Source organism: Gilliamella sp. B2887, assembly GCF_026537015.1.
Taxonomy (GTDB): Bacteria; Pseudomonadota; Gammaproteobacteria; order Enterobacterales; family Orbaceae; genus Gilliamella.
The window spans coordinates 13,188-34,433 of record NZ_JAFNMX010000009.1 but is presented as its reverse complement, the minus strand read 5'-3'; the positions used below and the strand labels follow the sequence as shown (position 1 = coordinate 34,433).

General features: G+C 34.3%; 19 protein-coding genes. 6 read left to right on the top strand and 13 right to left on the bottom strand.

Features of this window, described 5'->3' with window-relative positions:
- Positions 1 to 173: 173 nt before the first annotated feature.
- The 3 genes from trmA (at position 174) to J3U13_RS08085 (ending at position 3,712) form a co-directional block, all read left to right on the top strand.
- A complete protein-coding gene (gene trmA, locus J3U13_RS08095) occupies positions 174 to 1,271 on the top strand; it encodes a tRNA (uridine(54)-C5)-methyltransferase TrmA (protein ID WP_267341328.1) in 1,098 nt (365 codons plus the stop codon).
- A 364-nt stretch (positions 1,272 to 1,635) separates the two neighbouring features.
- The gene (locus tag J3U13_RS08090) at positions 1,636 to 2,322 is read left to right on the top strand and encodes a heavy metal response regulator transcription factor (RefSeq protein WP_267341327.1); all 687 of its coding nucleotides are present in this window, start codon (positions 1,636 to 1,638) and stop codon (positions 2,320 to 2,322) included.
- On the top strand, positions 2,309 to 3,712 hold the full coding sequence (locus tag J3U13_RS08085) for a heavy metal sensor histidine kinase (RefSeq protein ID WP_267341326.1): 1,404 nt from the start codon (positions 2,309 to 2,311) through the stop codon (positions 3,710 to 3,712). Before J3U13_RS08090 ends, J3U13_RS08085 begins: the two co-directional genes overlap by 14 nt.
- Here the strand turns inward: J3U13_RS08085 and J3U13_RS08080 are convergent.
- The 6 genes from J3U13_RS08080 to J3U13_RS08055 form a co-directional block, all read right to left on the bottom strand.
- Entirely contained in the window at positions 3,705 to 3,905 is a 201-nt protein-coding gene (locus tag J3U13_RS08080) for a YaeP family protein (protein ID WP_267341324.1), read from the bottom strand. The genes J3U13_RS08085 and J3U13_RS08080 overlap by 8 nt on opposite strands.
- Positions 3,906 to 3,945: 40 nt before the next feature.
- Complete coding sequence (gene rfaC / locus J3U13_RS08075) at positions 3,946 to 4,908, bottom strand: lipopolysaccharide heptosyltransferase RfaC (protein WP_416380591.1); 963 nt, start codon at positions 4,906 to 4,908, stop codon at positions 3,946 to 3,948.
- On the bottom strand, positions 4,908 to 5,957 hold the full coding sequence (gene rfaF, locus J3U13_RS08070) for an ADP-heptose--LPS heptosyltransferase RfaF (RefSeq protein WP_267341321.1): 1,050 nt from the start codon (positions 5,955 to 5,957) through the stop codon (positions 4,908 to 4,910). Before rfaF ends, rfaC begins: the two co-directional genes overlap by 1 nt.
- Before the next feature lie 15 nt (positions 5,958 to 5,972).
- The gene (rfaD, locus tag J3U13_RS08065; protein WP_267341320.1) at positions 5,973 to 6,899 is read right to left on the bottom strand and encodes an ADP-glyceromanno-heptose 6-epimerase; all 927 of its coding nucleotides are present in this window, start codon (positions 6,897 to 6,899) and stop codon (positions 5,973 to 5,975) included.
- A gap of 216 nt (positions 6,900 to 7,115) precedes the next feature.
- Complete coding sequence (locus tag J3U13_RS08060; RefSeq protein WP_267341319.1) at positions 7,116 to 7,889, bottom strand: methyltransferase domain-containing protein; 774 nt, start codon at positions 7,887 to 7,889, stop codon at positions 7,116 to 7,118.
- A 3-nt stretch (positions 7,890 to 7,892) separates the two neighbouring features.
- Positions 7,893 to 8,624: a 1-acylglycerol-3-phosphate O-acyltransferase gene (locus J3U13_RS08055; protein ID WP_267341318.1), complete on the bottom strand. Its 732-nt coding sequence runs from the start codon at positions 8,622 to 8,624 to the stop codon at positions 7,893 to 7,895.
- Positions 8,625 to 8,713: 89 nt separating this feature from the next.
- Between J3U13_RS08055 and mnmD the strand changes: the two genes are divergently transcribed.
- Complete coding sequence (mnmD, locus tag J3U13_RS08050; protein ID WP_267341317.1) at positions 8,714 to 9,433, top strand: tRNA (5-methylaminomethyl-2-thiouridine)(34)-methyltransferase MnmD; 720 nt, start codon at positions 8,714 to 8,716, stop codon at positions 9,431 to 9,433.
- A 314-nt stretch (positions 9,434 to 9,747) separates the two neighbouring features.
- Here the strand turns inward: mnmD and J3U13_RS08045 are convergent, their stop codons facing one another.
- The 7 genes from J3U13_RS08045 to J3U13_RS08015 all read right to left on the bottom strand — a co-directional run bounded on the left by J3U13_RS08045 (position 9,748) and on the right by J3U13_RS08015 (position 19,027).
- Entirely contained in the window at positions 9,748 to 13,554 is a 3,807-nt protein-coding gene (locus J3U13_RS08045) for a translocation/assembly module TamB domain-containing protein (protein ID WP_267341316.1), read from the bottom strand.
- Between the two features lies 1 nt (position 13,555).
- Positions 13,556 to 15,238: an autotransporter assembly complex protein TamA gene (locus J3U13_RS08040; RefSeq protein WP_267341315.1), complete on the bottom strand. Its 1,683-nt coding sequence runs from the start codon at positions 15,236 to 15,238 to the stop codon at positions 13,556 to 13,558.
- Between the two features lie 170 nt (positions 15,239 to 15,408).
- On the bottom strand, positions 15,409 to 15,861 hold the full coding sequence (locus tag J3U13_RS08035; RefSeq protein ID WP_267341314.1) for a hypothetical protein: 453 nt from the start codon (positions 15,859 to 15,861) through the stop codon (positions 15,409 to 15,411).
- Between the two features lie 51 nt (positions 15,862 to 15,912).
- Positions 15,913 to 16,452, bottom strand: a complete 540-nt coding sequence (hpt, locus tag J3U13_RS08030) for a hypoxanthine phosphoribosyltransferase (RefSeq protein WP_267341313.1) — start codon at positions 16,450 to 16,452, stop codon at positions 15,913 to 15,915.
- A gap of 136 nt (positions 16,453 to 16,588) precedes the next feature.
- On the bottom strand, positions 16,589 to 17,077 hold the full coding sequence (gene tadA, locus J3U13_RS08025; protein ID WP_267341311.1) for a tRNA adenosine(34) deaminase TadA: 489 nt from the start codon (positions 17,075 to 17,077) through the stop codon (positions 16,589 to 16,591).
- Between the two features lie 9 nt (positions 17,078 to 17,086).
- Positions 17,087 to 17,908 carry a 4-hydroxy-tetrahydrodipicolinate reductase gene (gene dapB / locus J3U13_RS08020; RefSeq protein WP_267341309.1) on the bottom strand — a complete coding sequence of 274 codons (822 nt, stop codon included), beginning with the start codon at positions 17,906 to 17,908 and terminating at the stop codon, positions 17,087 to 17,089.
- Positions 17,909 to 18,415: 507 nt separating this feature from the next.
- A complete protein-coding gene (locus J3U13_RS08015) occupies positions 18,416 to 19,027 on the bottom strand; it encodes an FKBP-type peptidyl-prolyl cis-trans isomerase (RefSeq protein WP_267341308.1) in 612 nt (203 codons plus the stop codon).
- A 212-nt stretch (positions 19,028 to 19,239) separates the two neighbouring features.
- On the opposite strand from J3U13_RS08015, the gene bamE reads away from it, so the two are divergent.
- Both bamE and dusA read left to right on the top strand, forming a co-directional pair.
- A complete protein-coding gene (gene bamE, locus J3U13_RS08010; RefSeq protein ID WP_267341307.1) occupies positions 19,240 to 19,662 on the top strand; it encodes an outer membrane protein assembly factor BamE in 423 nt (140 codons plus the stop codon).
- Positions 19,663 to 20,297: 635 nt separating this feature from the next.
- A complete protein-coding gene (gene dusA, locus J3U13_RS08005) occupies positions 20,298 to 21,224 on the top strand; it encodes a tRNA dihydrouridine(20/20a) synthase DusA (protein ID WP_416380237.1) in 927 nt (308 codons plus the stop codon).
- Positions 21,225 to 21,246: the final 22 nt, after the last annotated feature.

Genomic DNA, 21,246 nt, shown 5'->3' with positions numbered 1-21,246 from the left:
TTTAAGTTAAAATACCAAGCACAATTTGGCTATTATTAGGTAAAAATAACAGATAGACTTAATGTCTACTTTATGGATACTATGGTTTACTTAATGAGTTAAAACAATTGTGTTGTTATTTTATCATAGACAATAATTCTTTTAACAATTTGCAAAATCATCCACTACTGAATATGACTGAAATTTTTTCGACCGATAAATATAATCTTCAACTTAAAAATAAAACAACTCATTTAAAAACAATTTTTAGCGATTTCTCTCTTCCAGAATTACAGGTTTATCGTTCACCTATCAGTCATTATCGTATGCGTGCTGAATTTAGAATTTGGCATGATGGTATAGACATTTACCATATTATGTATGACAAAAAGACAAAAAAGCGCACACGAATAGATGATTTCCCAATTGCGACAAAATTGATTAATCAGGCAATGAAAGCCATTTTACCCCTGCTTAAGCATAATCAATTATTACGTCATTTATTGTTTCAGATAGATTATTTTTCAACAATGAGTGGACAATTACTTATTACGCTTCTGTATCATAAAAAGTTAGGTGATGATTGGATTAATGAAGCAAATAAGCTTAAGCAACAACTTGCGGTGCAGGGGATCAATGCTAATATCGTTGGAAGAGCAAGTAATCAAAAAATTGCCATTGATGTCGATTATGTTGATGAATCTTTACCTGTATTGGATAGAACCTTTATTTATCGACAAGTAGAAAATAGTTTTACTCAACCTAATGCCGCAGTGAATATCAAAATGCTTGAATGGGCAATTTCAGTGACAAAAGATTTGTCAGGTGATCTACTTGAATTTTATTGTGGCAATGGTAATTTTTCTATTGCTTTGGCTCAGAACTTTCGTAAAGTGTTAGCGACAGAAATAGCAAAGGCATCAGTATATTCAGCGCAATATAATATTGCGATAAATCAAATTGATAATTTAATTATTGCACGTTTATCCGCCTCTGAGTTCACCAGTGCCATTAAAAAAGAACGTGAATTTAATCGATTGAAAGATATTAATCTTGATGATTATCAATGCCAAACGGTATTGGTTGATCCGCCTCGTGCTGGATTAGACAATGACACAATGAATATGCTTAAAAGTTACAATACGATTATTTATATATCTTGTAATCCTCTTACTTTACGGAATAATTTACAGCAATTGATAGAAACTCATAGTATTAAGCATTTTGCTATGTTTGACCAGTTCCCGTATACCGATCATATTGAAAGTGGTGTTGTGTTACATAAAAAATAGATATAGGCATACCCAAGAATGGTTAAGTTTGCTAAAATAACTGCGCTTCATACCAAAATAATTATTAATTCATTGGTTAATAGAAGTTGATAATCTCGCTTTTGATAAAAAAAAACCCTAGATAAACTAGGGCTGCATTAAATTGCAAGGAATGGATGAAAGGAAATAAAACAATGAAACAATAATGTCTAGCCTCATGAATCATTGTTTGAATACTATAACAAAACTAAACAAACGAATTAATGACCATAAAATTACAATATAGTCATTAAAATGTCATGATGCCATTTGGCTTTTTCAGATATCCTACTACAGCAGTATACATTTTCGATAATCAAATAAATTAACAAAGGAAATACTCAAAATGAAATTGTTAGTTGTTGAAGATGAACATAAAACAGGTGAGTATCTTCGTCAGGGGTTAATTGAATCAGGTTTTATTGTTGACTTAACTGATAACGGTCTAGATGGCTATCATAGAGCCATGACAGAAGATTATGATTTAATTATTCTCGATGTCATGTTGCCAGATATAGTTGGCTGGAAAATCGTCCAATCATTACGTGAAGCAGGAAAAGACACACAAATTATTTTTCTCACAGCAATGGGGAGTGTTGAAGATAAAGTCAAAGGGTTAAACTTAGGTGGGGATGATTATTTAGTTAAACCGTTTTCTTTTGCTGAATTACTGGCAAGAGTAAAATCTTTACTTAGGCGCAATGTTCCACAAGTCAACAATTATCAATTAAGCATTGCGGATTTGGTAATGGATTTACCTAAAAGAACCGTAACGCGAGCAGATAAAAGAATTGATTTAACCAATAAAGAATTTCTGTTATTAGAGTATTTTTTACGTTATCCAGGTGAAGTATTACCAAGATCACTGATTGCATCACAAGTTTGGGATATGAATTTTGATAGTGATACCAATGTCATTGATGTAGCAATTAGACGATTACGCAATAAAATTGATGCTGGATTTGAACCTAAATTAATTCATACTGTACGTGGAATGGGGTATAAATTGGATGTATTGGATGAAGCGGACTAAAATTATTTCTTTTCGTTTACCACTAATTGTTTGCTTACTTACTTGTGGGCTTCTTTATTGTTTTAGTTATCTTATTGAAAGTTCTTTTGAAAAATTTTCTATTCAGCAAAATGTATCAGAGTTGAATTCAGTTATCTCCTCAATAGAACGTGAACTCATTTATTATTCACCTAAAGATAATCATGATGAGCTTTTCCAAAACTTATTGTTGATATTAACCGGGCATCATCACTTGTTTGTTTATATCATTGATGATTCAGGTAAAGTTCTTTATCGTACCCGTGGTCCTAATCTAGCAGTTGCTTTGAAACCTGCTAGCTTGGAAAAGATTATTACAGATCACTCAACAACTGTATCGAATATGAGTAAATCCTCATATCGAGTTGCGGCGTCAAGAGTTATACTTGATAATAAAAAGCAATACACCACTATTGTGGCTGTTGGTCGCGATTTACAACTTGAATTTATTAGCCGATTAAGAAGTGGTTTAGGTTTACTTATTGCCATTTCTTGTGTTTTAGCATTAATTGGATCGTTTATCTCAATTTATTTTACCCAGAAACCGATTAACCGACTCATTAGGAAGATAGAAAAAATCAATCTTAAAAGTTTGAATTATCGAATACCAACTTCCTCAGTACCAACTAAATATATTAGCTTAGTAAGAGCATTCAATAAAATGCTTACTCGTATGGAGGATGTGTTTCAGCGTCAACGTAATTTTACGGCTGATATCGCTCATGAAATGCGAACACCGATTACTAATCTCACCACTCAAACACAAATTGTGTTGAATAATGCTAGATCAACCGAAGAGTATCGAGAAATTTTGTACTCCAATTTGGAAGAGTATGAAAAAATGTCACAAATGATCTCAGATATGCTTTTTTTAGCTCAAGCCGATAATCAACAGCTAGTGCCAAATCTTATTGATATTGATTTGGTTAGTATGCTTACTATGATGTGTGACTATTTTGAACCGCTTACTGATGAGAAAAATATTACATTTAATTTAGAGGGCAGCTGTTCACATATTCAAGGCGATAAACTTATGTTAGGTCGAGCGATAAGTAATATCTTGTCCAATGCAATTCGTTATACTCCTCAAAATGAGGTGATTAACATTACTTTAAGTCAACCTTCTGAAAAAAGAGTAAAAATCATCATTGCTAATCCAGGTAAAAAAATTGATAGCCGGCATTTGCCTCATCTTTTTGATCGTTTTTATCGAGTAGATGAATCACGTCATCGTAATGGTAATGATAATTCAGGTGCTGGAATAGGATTGGCAATTGTTAAATCCATTATTCAGACACATAAGGGATCGATTTCCGTTAAGTCTGATGATATATCTACTCGTTTTATTATTACTTTACCAACTGTTATCTAACCTCATAATCACTAATCAATAAATTAGCTGCTGCATAGGCAGCTTTATTTTTAAGGTCTTGAGGAACATTCTCGCAATCCACTACTTCATTTAAAACTAACATTACTGCCCCTAAGGCATCATCAATGTAACCTAGTTCATTACTACCAATTTGGGCATATTTTTCACGAATGAGTTCACAATATTTATTCATTAAAATGCTTCCTGTTATTTTTTGTAATCTTTATGTCTTGTTATAAAAGCTGAGTCAACTGTTGGTATACTTGCTCGGCTTGAATGGTGTGCATGTTCTTTTCCGGTGAAATTATGCTAAATTGATTTTTGCCATAGCCACCGATTAATTTTGGATCAGTTTTACCAAATAGAGTAATATTTGGGCGATCTAATGCGGCAGTTAAATGGCTTAATCCTGTATCAACTGAAACAACTGCTTTTGCTCCAGCAATAATCGCTGCAACATCAGACAGTGATAGTTTTGGTAACACATCGACATGTTTAAAACCTTGTGCAAGACGAACAGCTCTTTGCTGTTCGTGCGTAGCTCCCCAAGGTAATTTTATCTTTAGTCCTGTAGATTCGGTCAGTTTAATTAACTTTCTCCATTCTTCTTCTGTCCAATGTTTTTCATCTCGTGTTGTGGCATGTAAAAAAACAAGATATTGCTGATTATCGTTCGGTAAAGACGACAAAAAATGGCGGGCAATCGCATAATCGCCCATTGAATCAGGTAGTTGGTATTGTAAGCTTTGTGCAAATAACATTCTAACTCGTTCAATAGCATGCATTTGTTTGGGAATATAATGCTCCACATCATAAAACCAACTGGCAATAGGCTCTTTAATACTTTGACGATCCAAACCATGCTTTGTGCCGCGTGCTTTATGAGTAATAAGAAAAGCGCTTTTAATGAGCCCTTGTGCATCAATAATACAATCGTATTTTTGTTGTCTAAGGGTTTGGATAAATGCCTGGCGTTCCTGACGAGTTTTTTTGGCAAACCAACTTTTTCGCCAACGTCTAATAGCAACGGGTATCACATTGTTCACGGCATAGTGCCAACTGGGTATTTGAGAAAAATTTTCTTCAACTACCCAATCGAAAGTAATATTCGATAGGTTATTTGCCGCATCTGTTAATGCGGGTAGGGTATGCAGAACATCACCCATTGATGAGGTTTTAACGACTAAGACTCGCATCATCCTTTACTCTTTTTGGTACGCATAATAAGATTCATCAAAGTCTCAAATACATTACTGGGTTTAATGTCAATCAAACTTTGATGATAGCCTTGTTCAGCATCGCCTTTACGTATACGATGATAACCTGTGATTAAACGAATAACCTCAGCTTTATTTGATAATGGAGGAGTAAACTCTGGACTACTTGGACCATATAATGCTACTAAGGGTTTATCCAATGCAGCCGCGACATGCATTAATCCAGTATCATTGGTCACAATCGCTTTACATGCAGCAATTAAACTGACGGCCTGTTCTAGCTGAGTTTTACCCGCTAAGTTGATACATTTATCACCATACACCATTTTTGCAATAATCTGATCACCAACTTCTCGATCTTTGGCTGAACCCAAAATTATAATTCTCGCATTTTGTTTAATCAACATATCAGCAAGAGTAGCATAATGATAATCTGGCCAACGTTTAGCCGGTCCAAATTCTGCACCAGGGCAAAAGCCAATTAATGGTTCATCTTGTGGAAGTGCAAAAGTTACTAATGCCTCATCAACTTCAGATTGTTCTATATTCAGTTTTGGCCACAATAGTGGCTGTGGTAGATCTTTTGCTGAATGTATTTGATTTTTTGGATAAGCAAGAGCAACATAGCGCTCAACCATCAATGGAAATGCTGATTTGTTAAGATTGCGAATATCATTTAATAATCCATAACGTAGTTCACCTTTCCAGCCCGTACGTTTGGGAATATTGGCATAAAATGGAATGAGTGCAGACTTAAATGAATTTGGCAAAACAATAGCTTGATCATAATGGCTAGAACGGAGTGATTTACCTATTTGACGACGTTCAGCGAAAGCAAACTCACCATGACCTATTGGCATCTCAAGCACTTGGTTGACTTCTGGCATTTTATTTAATAAAGCTTGACTCCAAGTGGGTGCCATAACATCAATTTTGTTATTCGGATCAAGCTGCTTTAAAGTACGGTATAGGCTTTGTGACATCATCATATCACCAACCCACGAAGGACCAATAATGAGAGTTTTCATCTTATCAATACCTTACTATTGTTGATTCAGCCATTTCATATATTCAGTCGTACCTTCCGTCACTGTTTTAAATTGAATTGGACATCCAGTCTCTCTAAGTTTAGTTAGATCAGCCTGAGTAAAGCTTTGGTACCGTCCTTTGAGGTTATCAGGAAACGGAATATAATTTATTTCCCCTTTTTTATGATAATTCACTACAGCGTCAGCAACGGTTTGGAATGATTCTGCTCGACCGGTTCCACAGTTAAAAATACCTGAAAATTCATTTTCCCAAAACCATAAATTGACATCAACGACGTCGTTTACATAAATAAAATCGCGTTTGAAGTTATCACTTCCTTCAAATAATTTCGGTTTTTCACCTTTGTTAATCTGTTCATTTAAATGAAATGCAACACTCGCCATGCTACCTTTATGTGATTCACGTGGTCCATATACATTAAAATAACGAAATCCACAAACTTGTGAGTTAGCTTTAGGTAAGATTTGTCTAACATATTGGTCAAACTGAAATTTAGAATAGCCATAAACATTCAATGGTTTTTCATAAGCACGATCTTCAATGAAGTTATCACTGCGACCACCATAAGTAGCTGCAGAAGAGGCATATAAAAATGGAATATTAAAATCTAAACAGAAATGTAATAAGTCTTTCGAATATTGATAGTTATTTTCCATCATAAATTTGCCATCCCATTCCGTGGTGGATGAGCAAGCACCTTGATGAAAAATAACATCTATATCCATATTTTCACCCGCTACAACTAATGAGATAAATTCGTCTTTATCCATATAGTCAGCGATATCTAAATCAGCTAAATTTGTAAACTTCGTGCCGTCGGTTAAATCATCTACCACTAATATATTTTTATGTCCGCGGTCATTTAACCCTTTAACGATATTACTACCAATAAAACCAGCACCACCAGTTACAACGATCATATCTAATTCCTTAACCAATAAATTGAATCTTCTTATCATACCGATTTACGACAAATTTTTCGAGTGATGATTTATTTTCACCGCCATCATGCATTGAAAACGCCTATTTAAATCTCATAATTGCTTAAGCACTCATCGTCTAAATAGTTGATAAAATAATCAAGATATGACGCATTAAATAGGAAATAACCTTTTTGATAGATTGAATCAAATTATCTATGGATTCTTTTTTGCTGTGACTAAAATATATCTTGCTAAATTAAGATAAGGTTCAGATCGACAATATTGTTTTTCCAGTTCTAATAGTTGTTCAAAGTGTGTTTCGGCCTTGGATTTATTAGCTAGATAGTCATGGAAAAGACGGATTCCTGTTTTCTGTAAAATAGTAAAATTCAACTGGGTAATCCAATGATAGACATCTTTAGGATCTCTTGGAAAATCAGGGGAAAGAGTCTTTCTTTTACGTTTCGCAAGACCAGCTTGCGTATAACCAAAATTTCCCAATGTAATTGTTTTAAATAGCAGTCCATGATAGTTATAAAACATTAATGATAAATAACCGTTTACCTTTAAATGTTTTTTTAATGATTGGATTAATTCAATTGGTTCGGCAATCCATTCTAAAACTGCGTGACAAATAACAATATCAAACTGTTCATCAAGTAAAGTATGAAGTTGCTGTATTGAACAACAAAGGCAATTGATTTTAATATTTTCTGCGTCAGCTTTTTGTTTTGCTAGCTCAAGCATTTGTTTCGAAATGTCACAGATTGTAACATGGTGACCCAGTTTAGCTAGTCTACATGCGATTTGACCTTGTCCACCACCAGCATCCAGGATAGTTAATGGTTTATGTGAAGGCCAGTGAGCTAAGATGTTTTCAAGTTCTTGCCAAACTACCGCTTCACGAATTCGACCTTTGGTTGTGCCATAGATATTTTGTGCAAATTTGTTACTTATATCATCAAAGTTACGATCTTGTTTACTCATAAATTACTTTTGATTATTCAGTTGTTGTACTTCAGCATTAATATGCGCTATTTTGTTAGACATTTGGGCATAGCACTCTTCCATTAATGCTTTAGCATCTTTTTTATGGAGATGTTTAGTTTCAATTGGATCGAGCATTTCGACAATCCTATACCCATTATTGAAACGATTTAACTTAATATTATTCGTCTCTGATACACAAATTGGCACAATAGGTACACCCGCTGCAATTGCTGCTTTAAATGCACCAGTTTTAAATGGTAACAGTCCTCGACCACGACTACGCGTACCTTCAGGGAACATCCAGATAGAAATACCACGATTTTGAATTTCTCTAACGACTTGTTCAATGGTATCGTGTGCTTTTGATCTTTTATTGCGATCAATGAGTATGTTACCTGTTAGGTAATAGAGTTGCCCAAAAAATGGAATCCAAGCTAAACTTTTTTTGCCAACGGTAACGGTTTTCGGTTGTACTATCCCGCCAGCAACAACCATATCATAATTATTTTGATGGTTAGCAATATAAACACAACTTCCCATTTTACTAATGTTAGAATTGGACCGTGTAATGACAGTGATACCAAATATAGGTTGAAATAATGAACTGAATAAATGGGCAAATTTTGCTACATTTTTAGGATTTCTTGGATTAAATAAACAAAAAATTACCCCTAAAACACAAATTATCATTCCTGTTATAATTACAAAAATTAAGCGAAAAAGAAAAACCATAATTTACCTCATAAGTTGACTTAGCGTATTATATACGTAATCAACGCTAATATACAGTTTGTAAAATTAACAACGCCTATAGGATGTTTATGTTTAAACCTACGATTGTTTGGGACGAAAATCAAACCCCGATCTCAACCCATTTTGATGACGTGTATTTTAATACGGAAGGGGCAATTGATGAAACGCGTTACGTGTTTATTGAAGGTAATGATTTATATCAACGTTTTTCAAAGCATGATCAAGAAATATTCATAGTGGGCGAAACAGGTTTTGGTTCAGGTCTCAGTTTTCTGATTTTATGGCAAACATTTTTTCATTTTAGAAAGCAACATCCCGATCATATTCTTAAAAAGCTTAAATTTTTTAGTGTTGAAAAATTTCCATTATCATCTGAAGAACTTTTGCAGATACATCATAAGGTGTTAATGAATGATGAAGGTTTGCAAACGTTAGCATCACTGCTGGAAACCAGTTTAAATAAAGGTGAAAGCCTTTGCCAGTTCGAGAATATCACATTAACCATTTTTTGTGATGATATAAGTAATTTCCCCGATTTTTTAAGAAAACAAAATGTATTGATTCATGCTTGGTTTTTTGATGGTTTTTCGCCAGCTAAAAATCCTGATATGTGGTCAGAATCTTTATTTAATGAATGTTTTACACTAACTGCACCAAATGGTACATTTGCAACGTTTACCGCAGCAGGATTTGTACGACGTAACTTACTGAATGCTGGATTTAGTGTATTTAAACGTAAAGGATTCGGTATAAAGCGTGAAATGTTAATTGGTAAGAAACCCGTATAATCATGTTTCTTTATTTACTTGATTTAACTCTTTAATATGACTCGTTTATAATCTGATTTTTTTAGATAGGAAACCAAAGTGAACGTTAATGAAGTGTGAATCGTATTTTGTAGTCAAGATAAATGCTCACATTTATAGAAAAATGGGACAGACATTTTTAAAAGTTATAAAGTTAAACCCCATCTTAAGATAGGATTTAACAATTTATGAATGTTTAAATACGCGTTACTGTGCTATTTTGCTATTGATAAAAACCTACTTAATTTTGTCTATATCAATAATTTTGTTGTTTATCTTAACTTTGATAAATGTATCTAAAACTCAAATTGATAAATTACGTCTAATGCTTGAGCCAAACCTGAGGTCGCTTCTAAATAAAGACTTGGCATAAGCCTATAACGTAAAGTAAACGTCGCTAAAGAATCGAATATACCAACTCCATATTTAAGTTGTAGATGGGGTAAAATATAGCCACTCACGACCACTTTAGAACTATCACCAGCGCCTTGAGTATCTAATGTAAGATTTTTAATCCCAAACATATTACCAATATCACCTATGTATTGCCCTGTTTTGGATGTACCAATTCCAACTAATAATGCGGTCATCATGTCGTTTTCACTCTGATCTGAGTTATCAAGACCTTGTCCACGAATTAGGTAAGATAGGGCTTCTTGTTGCGACATTGCCGGGTCTGAGAAGATATCAATTTTTGGATCTTCCGATGAGCCAGTCACTCGAATTCCCGCAGTAATATTACTTTTTTCCATTGAATCAGGATTACGAATTGCTTCAACATCAAGTAGAGCGCGATCGCTTGGTCCTGAAAAAGTAATGACTCCTTTACGAATAATTAAATCTTGACCATAAGCATGAAATCTTCCGTTTGGAATTAATACTTCACCATGTAAGTCTAGACCTTTATTAGTTTGAGTGGCAACTAAATGTCCTTTTAGTTTAGCTTTCAAACCGAATGCATCAACAGAAACATCATCCCCAATGTTAATTTCAAGATGACTATTGATTTTCATACCAAACTTTTGTGGTTCTATTTGATTACCATTTTGGTCTAGCATCACTTCATCAGGTGAAACATCGACGCTTGATGCAGGAAGTGAGTCAACGGTAATCTTGCCTTTAGGTATGTTTACTTTCCCTAAAAGAGTGAGCTCATCTTGAGTGGCGTTAATTTTGATATCAGGAACAATGCTCATAACAATCATTGGTGGAACTGTTACCTGCATTGCTGCGCCATTGACCGTTAAATTAGCTTGCCATTTATCTAAATTTTGCCAACTTGCATTACCGTTAATATTAACATTACCGGAATGAGTCGTCATAACTCCTTGTAAGCTTGAAGACTTACCATTCAATTTTATATCTAATGTTGCTGATTTAATGTCAATAGGTAATTGATTGGATTTTATTTCACTTTGTCGAAGATTGATATTACCTGTTAGATAAGGATCCATTAATGAACCGGAAAATTTAATCGCCCCATTGATTGCACCTTTGGTATATTCATTTTTATCTAATAATGGATTAAGGATTGCTAAAGCCAGATTATCAATTATTAATTGACCACTCAATTTTTTCTGATTGTTTGGATCAGTAATGATCATATCACCATTAATTTTTCCTAATTGCTTCAAACTAAAACGCCAATCCAATTTAGCCTGTTGTTCATTAAATTCTGCATTGATATTGAATAAATCAAATGGAATGGGTAATGCTTGATTTGTTATCATTTGCTGAACAAAAATTTTATTACTGTAAATATTGGCTTTAATAGTAGGTATTTTGCTGCTATTTCCAAATTTAATCTCTGCTCTTCCATTGATACTACCTGAAAGTTTTGTTTCTCCTTCATTAGGAATAGGTAATCTAGCCAAATCAATGTCTTTCAACGTTATTGTTGTCTGAGTGTTAGGTGAAGGGGATAATGGCTTATCTAAGCAGATGCTTGATGAACTATTGCGCCAACAATGGGCACCAATAGTGGGTATTTGCTGGGTTAAATCATAAGTTAATGTTAAAGGTTGAGTGAGTGACCAAGAGTTATTATTGCCTAAATTTAACAAGGCATTAGAGACATTGCCGCTCCACTTAGTATGGCCTTTGTCTATTTTCCCCGTTAATAACGTTTTTAATGATGCAGGATTACCATCAAGATCGATGCTTAAAGTATGCTGATTTTCATTACCTACCAGATCAATGTTTGCTTTTTTAAATATTTGGTTGGAAACGCCAATATTGTTTCCAATAAGTCTTAATTGTAAGCTTAATTGATCTTGATAATGAATTTTACCTGATAAAGTTGCTTTCGCTATTGAGATATTCGGCATGTTTAAAGCATCTATAGTCAAATTTGTTTCGATGACGGGATTGGGTTGAGTTCCTCCCATTTTGATGTTACCAAAAATTGAGCCTTGCATTTCATCAACCAGTAACGATAGAGATGCGAGATTCATTGTTGCGTTCAAACTAGCTTTTTCCGTTGAACCATTTACATTAATCTGATTTTTATCCCAGATTACCACCAGATTATTAGCGGCTACATTATGTTTTGAATCAACTTGTAAATTACCATTAGCCAAAAAATCGGCTTGTTTGATTTTACCTTTGAGATCTAGGTCAGTAACATTGAATTGCCAAGTGTCATCGGCTAATTTACCCGTTGTATTGAGTTGACCATTTAATTTTATAGGATATTGAGGTAGCTCTTTAGTGAGATCAACTTGATTGAGCTTCACCTTGGTATTCCATTTTAGGGAATTTTGCCAATCCACATTTCCCGATGCTGCAATCCCTCCTTGTGGTAACTTAATGATTGCACGGTTGAAGATTGCCCCTTGATTGGTACCATTACCGGCAATATCAAATGTTGTTGTAGGTAGATTTTCACCCGTTACTGACCCTTTTGCTGATAAATTATATTGTTGTACATTGCCATCAACAGTAAGATTAAAATCATTAAGTTGATACTGAGCCGCTCCTTCCAAAGGCCATTGAATATGGTTACCATTTAATTTGGTCATAACAGGTAAATATTTTTCGACAAAATTAATATGACTATCGATATTAAGTTGATTTAATCCGTTAAGTGAGGTATGAGCGGTTAATTCACCTAATAATTTTCCAGAAAATTGTCCATCCAGGTGGTTTTCTTTCGTGTCCACTTTAACAGAGGCAACCAGTGGCCAATCATCACCGAGTATGATTTTACCAGTAACAGATGCATGTCCATTTATATAAGGCGACTGTATATTGGTGTCAACTTGTTTTACCATGATATGATTGTTAACTAGGTCAGTTTGAATGGTAACTTGATTGAAATGAAAATCTTGCCCTCCTATATGTAATAACCAATCATCTCCACTGAGTCTACTAACATTGATATCTAAGGGAATGCTGACTTGAGGTAAGGAACGAATCAATGGTTCATTAAATAATTGATTAATCTGTTCATTGATGGGTAAATTATTTTCTACTTTGTGTTCTTGAGGTGACGTGTTATCGGAAAAAATTGCGCTCAAATTCATAGCAATCGCAGGATAAACGTAAATTTTTTCATTAACCCATATTGCTTTACCCGTAAAACTTGACATGCCAAATTGCATATCATCAACGTTTACTTTAACATTGCTAAGCTGAGTAGATTTTAAATCAATCGGTAATGGTGTTTTAATAATAAAACGTTGTTCTTCGACCGTTGTGTCTGCAATAACGTTTTCTGAAGGTTCAAATTGTTTGGTATCAATCTGAACATTTATTCCTTTTGCATCAAAGTTTTTTAGGCAGATTTTAGTCTGTATTAAACATGAGCCTGATAATTCAAGAGATGCGTCTTCAACGCTTACATGGACCCCAGTTAAATCTAATGACAGTCCTTTTATCTGTAAATTATGAAACGATCCCTTAACTTGTTGAATTTTCAGCTCTGGCAGATAGTTATTTAATGCAAACATGGTCAGTTTTACACCTAAACTGGTGTAAATCATCACAATGATAAATGTAATTAAAAAAATGAAAATAGACAGTATGATAATACTGCGTTTTTTCCATTTTCCTATTGATTTTGAGTTTTCAGCAACTGCTTCATTATTAGCATTTTCAGACATTTTATAATTCGCTTCCTAAACCAATATATAGGTGAATAGAGCCTTTATCTTTTTTGTTTAATGGGGTTGCCAGATCTAATTTTATCGGACCGACAGGCGATGACCATCTGATACCAAATCCACTACCCGTATAAAATTTAGCTTTATCAACTTTATCTATGGCTTCACCACTATCAACAAATACGGCACCCCACCATGGACCTGATAAATTGTATTGATATTCTGCCGAACCTGTGATGAGTTTAGAAGCACCTTTAAGTTTACCTTTTTTATCCTCTGGCGAAATTGATTGGTAACGGTAACCACGAATACTTCGATCACCACCAGCAAAAAATCGGAAAGAGGGCGGTACCCTATCAAAATTACTGGCTTGAATTATCCCAAAATTCCCCCTAACAATAAATCGATGAGATTCTTTTAATGAACGGATCCAAGTCTGTTGAGCTTGAAAACGAACTAAATTGATATCTGATCCTAATGATTCTGCTGCAGCTTCAACGGAATAACGTTGGGAGTCGCCCCACATAGCTAATAAATTCCCATCACTACGAATACGGGAAAGGCTAAGTGAAGGATAGTATAAGAAGGTTTTATAACTTGAATCCCCTTGGGTAAAATCATCCCGTAACATATTTAATCCCAAAGCTGTTTGCCATCCTTCAAAGCGATCCCAATTGCGTAATGCACCAAAAGTATAAGAACGCGAATTGGTATCATTATTGTCAATTTTTTTATAACCACTTTGGATAGTGTAATATTGCTCTAATGGGGATTGTTTTAAAGGTATTTTATAACTCATGGTTATCGTTTTTTCAGGTGATGATAAAGACAAATTGCTTTGGAAACTTTGCCCTCGACTATTAATCCAAGGCTTACTCCAACCAATTTTGCTATGTACGCCATTATCCGTTGAGTATCCTAATCCTAAATCCATACTATTTCTTTTACGTGGCAAAGTTGTCACTTCGACGGGAAGTGTTTTATCCGCTCCTAAATGAGGAAAGTCTGGCGTAACTAAAACAGAATTAAACCAATTGGTTGAATTAAGGCGTTTGTTTAATATTGATAGTTGTTCAGCCGTATATTTTTCACCTTCTTTAAATGGCACGAGATTAGCCAAATAGTCTTTACGAATTTTCACATTTGGAAAATGAACTTTACCAAATTTGTAACGTTGACCTGTATTAAAATCAATATTCCAAAAAGCTTGGTGTTCATAATTAGATACTGCTAGCTGATGCTTAGACATATTAGCATCAAAATATCCTTTTTCTAAAGATAAATTAAGTAATGCTTTTTTAAAAGATTCGTAGCTACCATGATTTAAAATATTCCCTTTTTTAGGCAAATCATGTGTTAGCAACTCATTAAAATCTTTATCTTGCTCACCTTCACCAGTAATATTTATATTGAGTTGTCCAATTAATATGGGTACGCCAGGTGAAATTTTGACTGTTAATACTTTAGGATCTTGTTCAAAATATTCAAAACTAGGTGAGTAATATCCCAAAGCTCGAAGCGCTTTTTGTACTTCGCTTTCAAAATAACGTTTGAAATTGGGTGAATTATTAATTTTATTTGGTTCGATTAATGAAACACGAGCATCCACATTATCAGCAAGTTCCCCAGATAATCCTTTAATTGATAACTGCATATCAGCATAACAATATGCTGTAGTCATCATTAAAACGAAACATAATAAATGGGAAAATCGTGACACAAACACCTCGATGGTTTATTTTAGAAATTGTTTAGGGAGCTATTATGGGTTTGTTATGACCTATAAATTTAACATATTTGCACTTTTATCGTCTATGAAAAGCTTTGTAAATTAGAGTTAATTCTCCTCGAATATCATTTTCGATGAGGTGACTTTACAATCCATTGTTTAAGATTTTCAAGTATCGTTACTAAGTTATATTTTGATAATTCAAAAACCATTGTCCAACTATTTTGTAATTCATCGGAGAATTCAAAACAAAAATCCGGTTCAAATTCATAATTGAGTGTAATTGAAATTGTTACAACTTGATTTTTGTAAGAGATAAATGCAAGTGAAATGTAGGGCTCAGTAAAACATAACTGAGCTTCACTGGGTAACCGATTTTTTGATAAATCATTGAACCAATTGTATAGTTTGTGTAAATCAGCGATTTCTATAACTGAATCGGTTTTTTCAAACCGATTACTACCTTGTTGAACGAAAACTTTAAGTAAATACCAATTATCTTTGCTGTCAGGGAACTCACAACCGGCGATATCAAATTGCAAATTTACTGTATTTGTAATATCTATTAACTCGATCATTTATTCGTCCTTACGTGCCATAATGGTTAAATCTTTAAAACAAAACGTTAATCAGGTCTCAAGTAATGTTATATGACCAATATAAGGTAAGTGGCGATAATGCTGAGCATAGTCAATACCATAGCCAACTACGAATTCATCTGGAATAGAAAAACCGATATATTTTACGGGTACATTTACTTCTCGACGGGACGGTTTGTCAAGTAATGTACAAATTTCAATGCTACGGGGATGACGTAATTTTAAAATTGCCATCACTTTACTTAGTGTATTGCCTGTATCAATAATATCTTCAACAATCAATACATCTTTATCACGGATATCTTCATCCAAATCTTTTAAAATTTTGACATCACGATTACTCATTACTGCGTTGCCATAACTTGATGCCGTCATAAAATCGACTTCATGACCAACAGTGATTGCTCGGCTCAAATCCGCCATAAATATGAATGAACCTCGTAAAAGTCCAACTAAAACAAATTCGTTTTGACTATCTTTATAATCTTGACTGATTTGTTGACTTAATTCAACTACGCGTTTTTTGATATCATCCTCTGATATCATCATTTTTAATGTGTGTTTTTTCATTAATTCTGCTCAAAATAACGTTTAAAAAAATCGAACTAGATTTTAGCAATTTTCCTTCCTAAAAAGAATAAGTAGGCAATTTTTTATTGAATAAATAAGAGACTGCTTGTTTTTTTACTGAAACGTATGGTTAACCTCAAACTTCTTGGCAACATTTCTTAAGTGCCTTTTTTTGTAAACGTCGTTTCTTGAAAAATTCACTTAAAATATGACCACATTCATTTGCTAGAACTCCTCCAGTGACCTCGGCATAGTGATTTATCCCCTTATAGGCAAGAACATCAATTAATGAACCCGCAGCGCCAGTTTTATAATCACTTGCACCATAAACAACACGTTTAACACGACTGTGAATAATGGCGCCAGCACACATGATACAAGGTTCCAATGTGACATAAAGAGTAGCATTAATTAAACGATAGTTTTTTATATACTCCCCTGCGTTGGCCAATGCAATCATTTCGGCATGAGCAGTCGGGTTATGTGTTAAAATGGATTGATTGAAACCTTCGCCAATAATGTTATTATTTTCATCTATAATAACTGCGCCGACAGGAATTTCCCCAATTACTTCAGCTCTTTTAGCTAACATGATTGCATGTTGCATCCAAACTTCATCACGCATATGCTAAATTTATAAACTGTTTAAATTAAGGACATCACGCATGTCATACAAACCAATAGGTTGTTTGGCTAGCCACAATGCTGCGCGTACAGCACCATTGGCGAAGGTCATCCGGCTGGATGCTTTATGGCTAATTTCAACTCGTTCACCAATATCAGCAAAGATGGCAGTATGCTCACCAACAATATCTCCAGCGCGAATAGTAGCAAAGCCGATGGCGCCTTCAGGACGTTCACCAGTATGACCTTCACGACAATAAACTGCTCGATCTTTTAAATCACAATTTAGTGCCTCGGCAATCGCTTCACCCATAGCTAAAGCTGTACCTGAGGGAGCATCAACTTTATGGCGATGATGTGCTTCGATGATCTCGATATCACTATAATCACCCATAATTTTAGTTGCCTTCTCAAGCAACTTAAGTACTAAATTGACTCCTACGCTAAAATTAGCAGCAAAAACAATGCCGATTTTCTTAGCCGCATCAGCGATGGCTTGTTTTCCAGCATCATCAAAACCAGTTGTACCAATGATCATCATTTTTTTATTTTCGACACAAAAAGCTAAATGATTTAATGTGCCTTCGGGACGAGTAAAATCAATGAGTACGTCAAACTGATCTTTTGCTTGGTCGAGTTTGTCAGATACGCTAATTCCACAAACACCAATTCCAGCAAGTTCACCCGCGTCAGAGCCAATAAGAGATGAACCTTCACGTTCAAATGCTGCGCCTAATGTTACGCCACTGATTTGCGCAACAGACCGAATAAGTTGTCGTCCCATTTTGCCACCGGCACCTGCGACAGCAATACGAATAAAGTTTGTAGACATATAACTTTCCTTACACTTTTGTCTATTGTCGATAGTTGCTGGCATTATAGCGGAAAATAAATAACTTATACACAGTATTTAACTTAAATGAGAGGGCATTAAAAGAGTAACAAATAAAATATTTAGAATTGTTATGCATTTTTCATGGTATTTGGGTTGGAATATCGTCGCTACAGCATCCATTTTAACAATGCTCTTCGATTGATTTAAAATAAGTATGTGTATGTTTTTAATCTACGGCTAACATTCTTAGTTTTAACCGCAGTCTCTTTTAAGGTATTATTGCTATTGGTATGCTTTGCAGGTATTGCTATGCCAATTGCAAATTATTTGGTTAGCAAAATGGTACTTAATTTGTGTTGTTACTTGCAGTCTTAATGCTTCCACTTTGTATTATTAAATCGGCAACATCTATTTTTCTTGTTTTTAGAGGAATTTACTTCTTATTTTTTACCAAAAACACATCATAACTAAAAAGAGAATGGACGCTTTTGCGTCCATAATTATTTATAGAACTTTCAATAATTCAACATCAAAGATTAATGTACTGTAGGGTGGAATTGATGCGCCAGCACCTTGTGGCCCATATGCAAGTTCTTGAGGAATATACAAACGCCATTTCGAACCTTCAGGCATAAGTTGTAAAGCTTCAACCCAACCAGGTATCACGCCATTAACAGGGAATTCAGCAGGTTGACCACGTTCAACAGAACTGTCAAACACGGTACCATCAATTAATTGACCAGTATAATGAACTTGTACACGATCAGTTGCTTTAGGTAGTGCACCTTCACCAACAGTAATGATTTCATACTGTAAACCAGATTCGGTCGATTTGATGCCATCTTTTTTTAGATTTTCGGTAAGAAAATCCTTGCCTTCTTGCGCAATTTTTTCGGCTTGTTTGGCTTTTTCTTTCGTTGCTTGTTCATGTACATGGCGCAGTGCATCATGCAATTCTTGTAGTGGAAGTGCAGGTTGATTACCTGTTAAGACATCTTCCATTGCAAATTTTAATGCATTGAGATCTAAATTATTTAGGCCTGAATCTTTTAATTGTTGACCAATTTGTAATCCAATAGCATAACTTGCTTTTTGATCGATTGTTTCTAATTTCATTTTTTACCTTTAATGGTTAATGGATAGAATTTATAAATAGATTAATTAGTTTGTAGATAAGGAAATAAATGTCAAGCAGTAATTTAAATTAACAAAGTAGGATTACTGTTTTATTACACAATTGGGAAAGAATTTATTAATTTGGCTAGCACTCAGCTAAAATATCAGCGATAATATGCAACATTAAATTCTCAAAAATAGGTTAAGTGTAGATGCCGTTTCGTAAATTTACCTCGTTTGTAATTTTAACTAGTATTTTATTAACTGGTTGTTCAGTTGTTGAACATTGGGTGTATCGACCTGACATCAATCAAGGTAATTATGTGACACCAGAAGCAATTGATTTATTAAAAGTTGGTCAAACAAAAGATCAAGTTGTCTTTATTTTGGGCGCACCAATGTTAACTTCCATTTTCGGTGATAATGTTTGGTATTATGTTTTCCGTCAACAGCCACAGCATGAAAATATTAGTCAAAGAACGTATTCCATTTATTTTGATGAAATGGGTAAAGTGACAGACATTAAAGTTTCAGCATTGGAAGGTTCAAAATCTTTAGAAGAAATGAATAAACAAGAAATCTCGGATCATGTTGAAATACAATCTGATGATGGCGATAGTCTCAATAATCAATAATCAATAACCATTTAATCTACCATCTTGATCGCATTCTTATTGCATTTTTAAGGAGAAACCTCGTGAAATCTCGAGGTTTTTACTCTCTATGTTTAAAACAGTGAAACATGATGAAGATAAACTGTCGTGACTGGCAATCTGCATTTAATAGGAGTAATGAGAAAAAGAAGCAATAAATACAAGTATCATTTAAAATATTTAAAAATAAATGTTTACAAATAAAAGTGGTTGAGTAGAATTTTTAATCATCATGAATTGTTGTAATGGTTGCAACAAAATCCCCCATCTCTTTGCAGATTTACGGCTAAACTAAATGAACTTTGTGCTTTAACCGTTTTACACCAGCGATAACTGTTGGAATACCGATAATAGATTTAATGCTACCTAAACAAGAAAGCCCATTACTTATTATAACAATAACTCGAAAACTCAGTTGCATAGATGCAATAAATCTTATCTGTTATTATTAAATTTTCTCCAGTGTTAATTGAAATAATGCTTGTTTCATTGATATCTCTATTAATTCCTTATATTATGGATCTCGATCTAAATTAAAGAATAAGTTAATACTTTTTTTTTATGTCGAGGTAAGTTTGCAAAAAAAAATCAATTTAAATCATTTCTCTGTTGCACCCATGCTGGATCTAACTGATAAACACTGTCGTTATTTTCATCGAATTTTAACCAAACAAACGCTTTTGTATACCGAAATGGTCACAACGGGCGCAATATTATTTGGTAAAGGTGATTATTTGGCTTTCAACTATGAAGAGCATCCAATTAGTTTACAATTAGGAGGTAGCGATCCTAAAGCACTTGCACAATGCGCAAAATTGGCACAACAACGTGGATATGACGAAATCAATTTAAATGTGGGTTGCCCATCAGATCGTGTGCAAAATGGTATGTTTGGTGCATGTTTAATGAGGAAAGCTGATTTAGTAGCGGATTGTGTTGAGCAGATGCAAGATCAGATCGATATACCCATTACAGTTAAAACACGAATTGGAATTGATGATTTTGACAGTTATGATTTTTTGCGTAGATTTATTGATACAGTTATGCCTTATACCAATACTTTTATTGTTCATGCTCGAAAAGCATGGTTATCTGGCTTAAGTCCTAAAGAAAATCGTGAAGTGCCACCACTTGATTATGATCGTGTGTATCAGCTTAAGCAAGATTACCCAAACTTAACTATTGCTATTAATGGTGGCATAAAAACTCTGGATGAAATTAAACAACATCTAAGTCATGTCGATGGCGTCATGGTTGGGCGAGAAGCGTATCAAAATCCATTATTGCTCACCCATATTGACTCACAGATTTTTGGATCTGATTTGCCAATCATCGAACCTAAAACAGCGATTCGGGCACTTTATCCTTACCTTGAACAACAACTAATACAAGGTGTCCAGCTAAATCATATTATGCGCCATACACTGGGTATTTTTAATGGTTGTAAAGGGGCAAGACAATGGCGTCGTTACCTTAGCGAAAATGCTCATAAAAAAGGTGCAGGTATTGAGGTTGTAGAAACAGCGTTATCCTTTATTCAATAAAATTTATGTCTAATTTGTTACA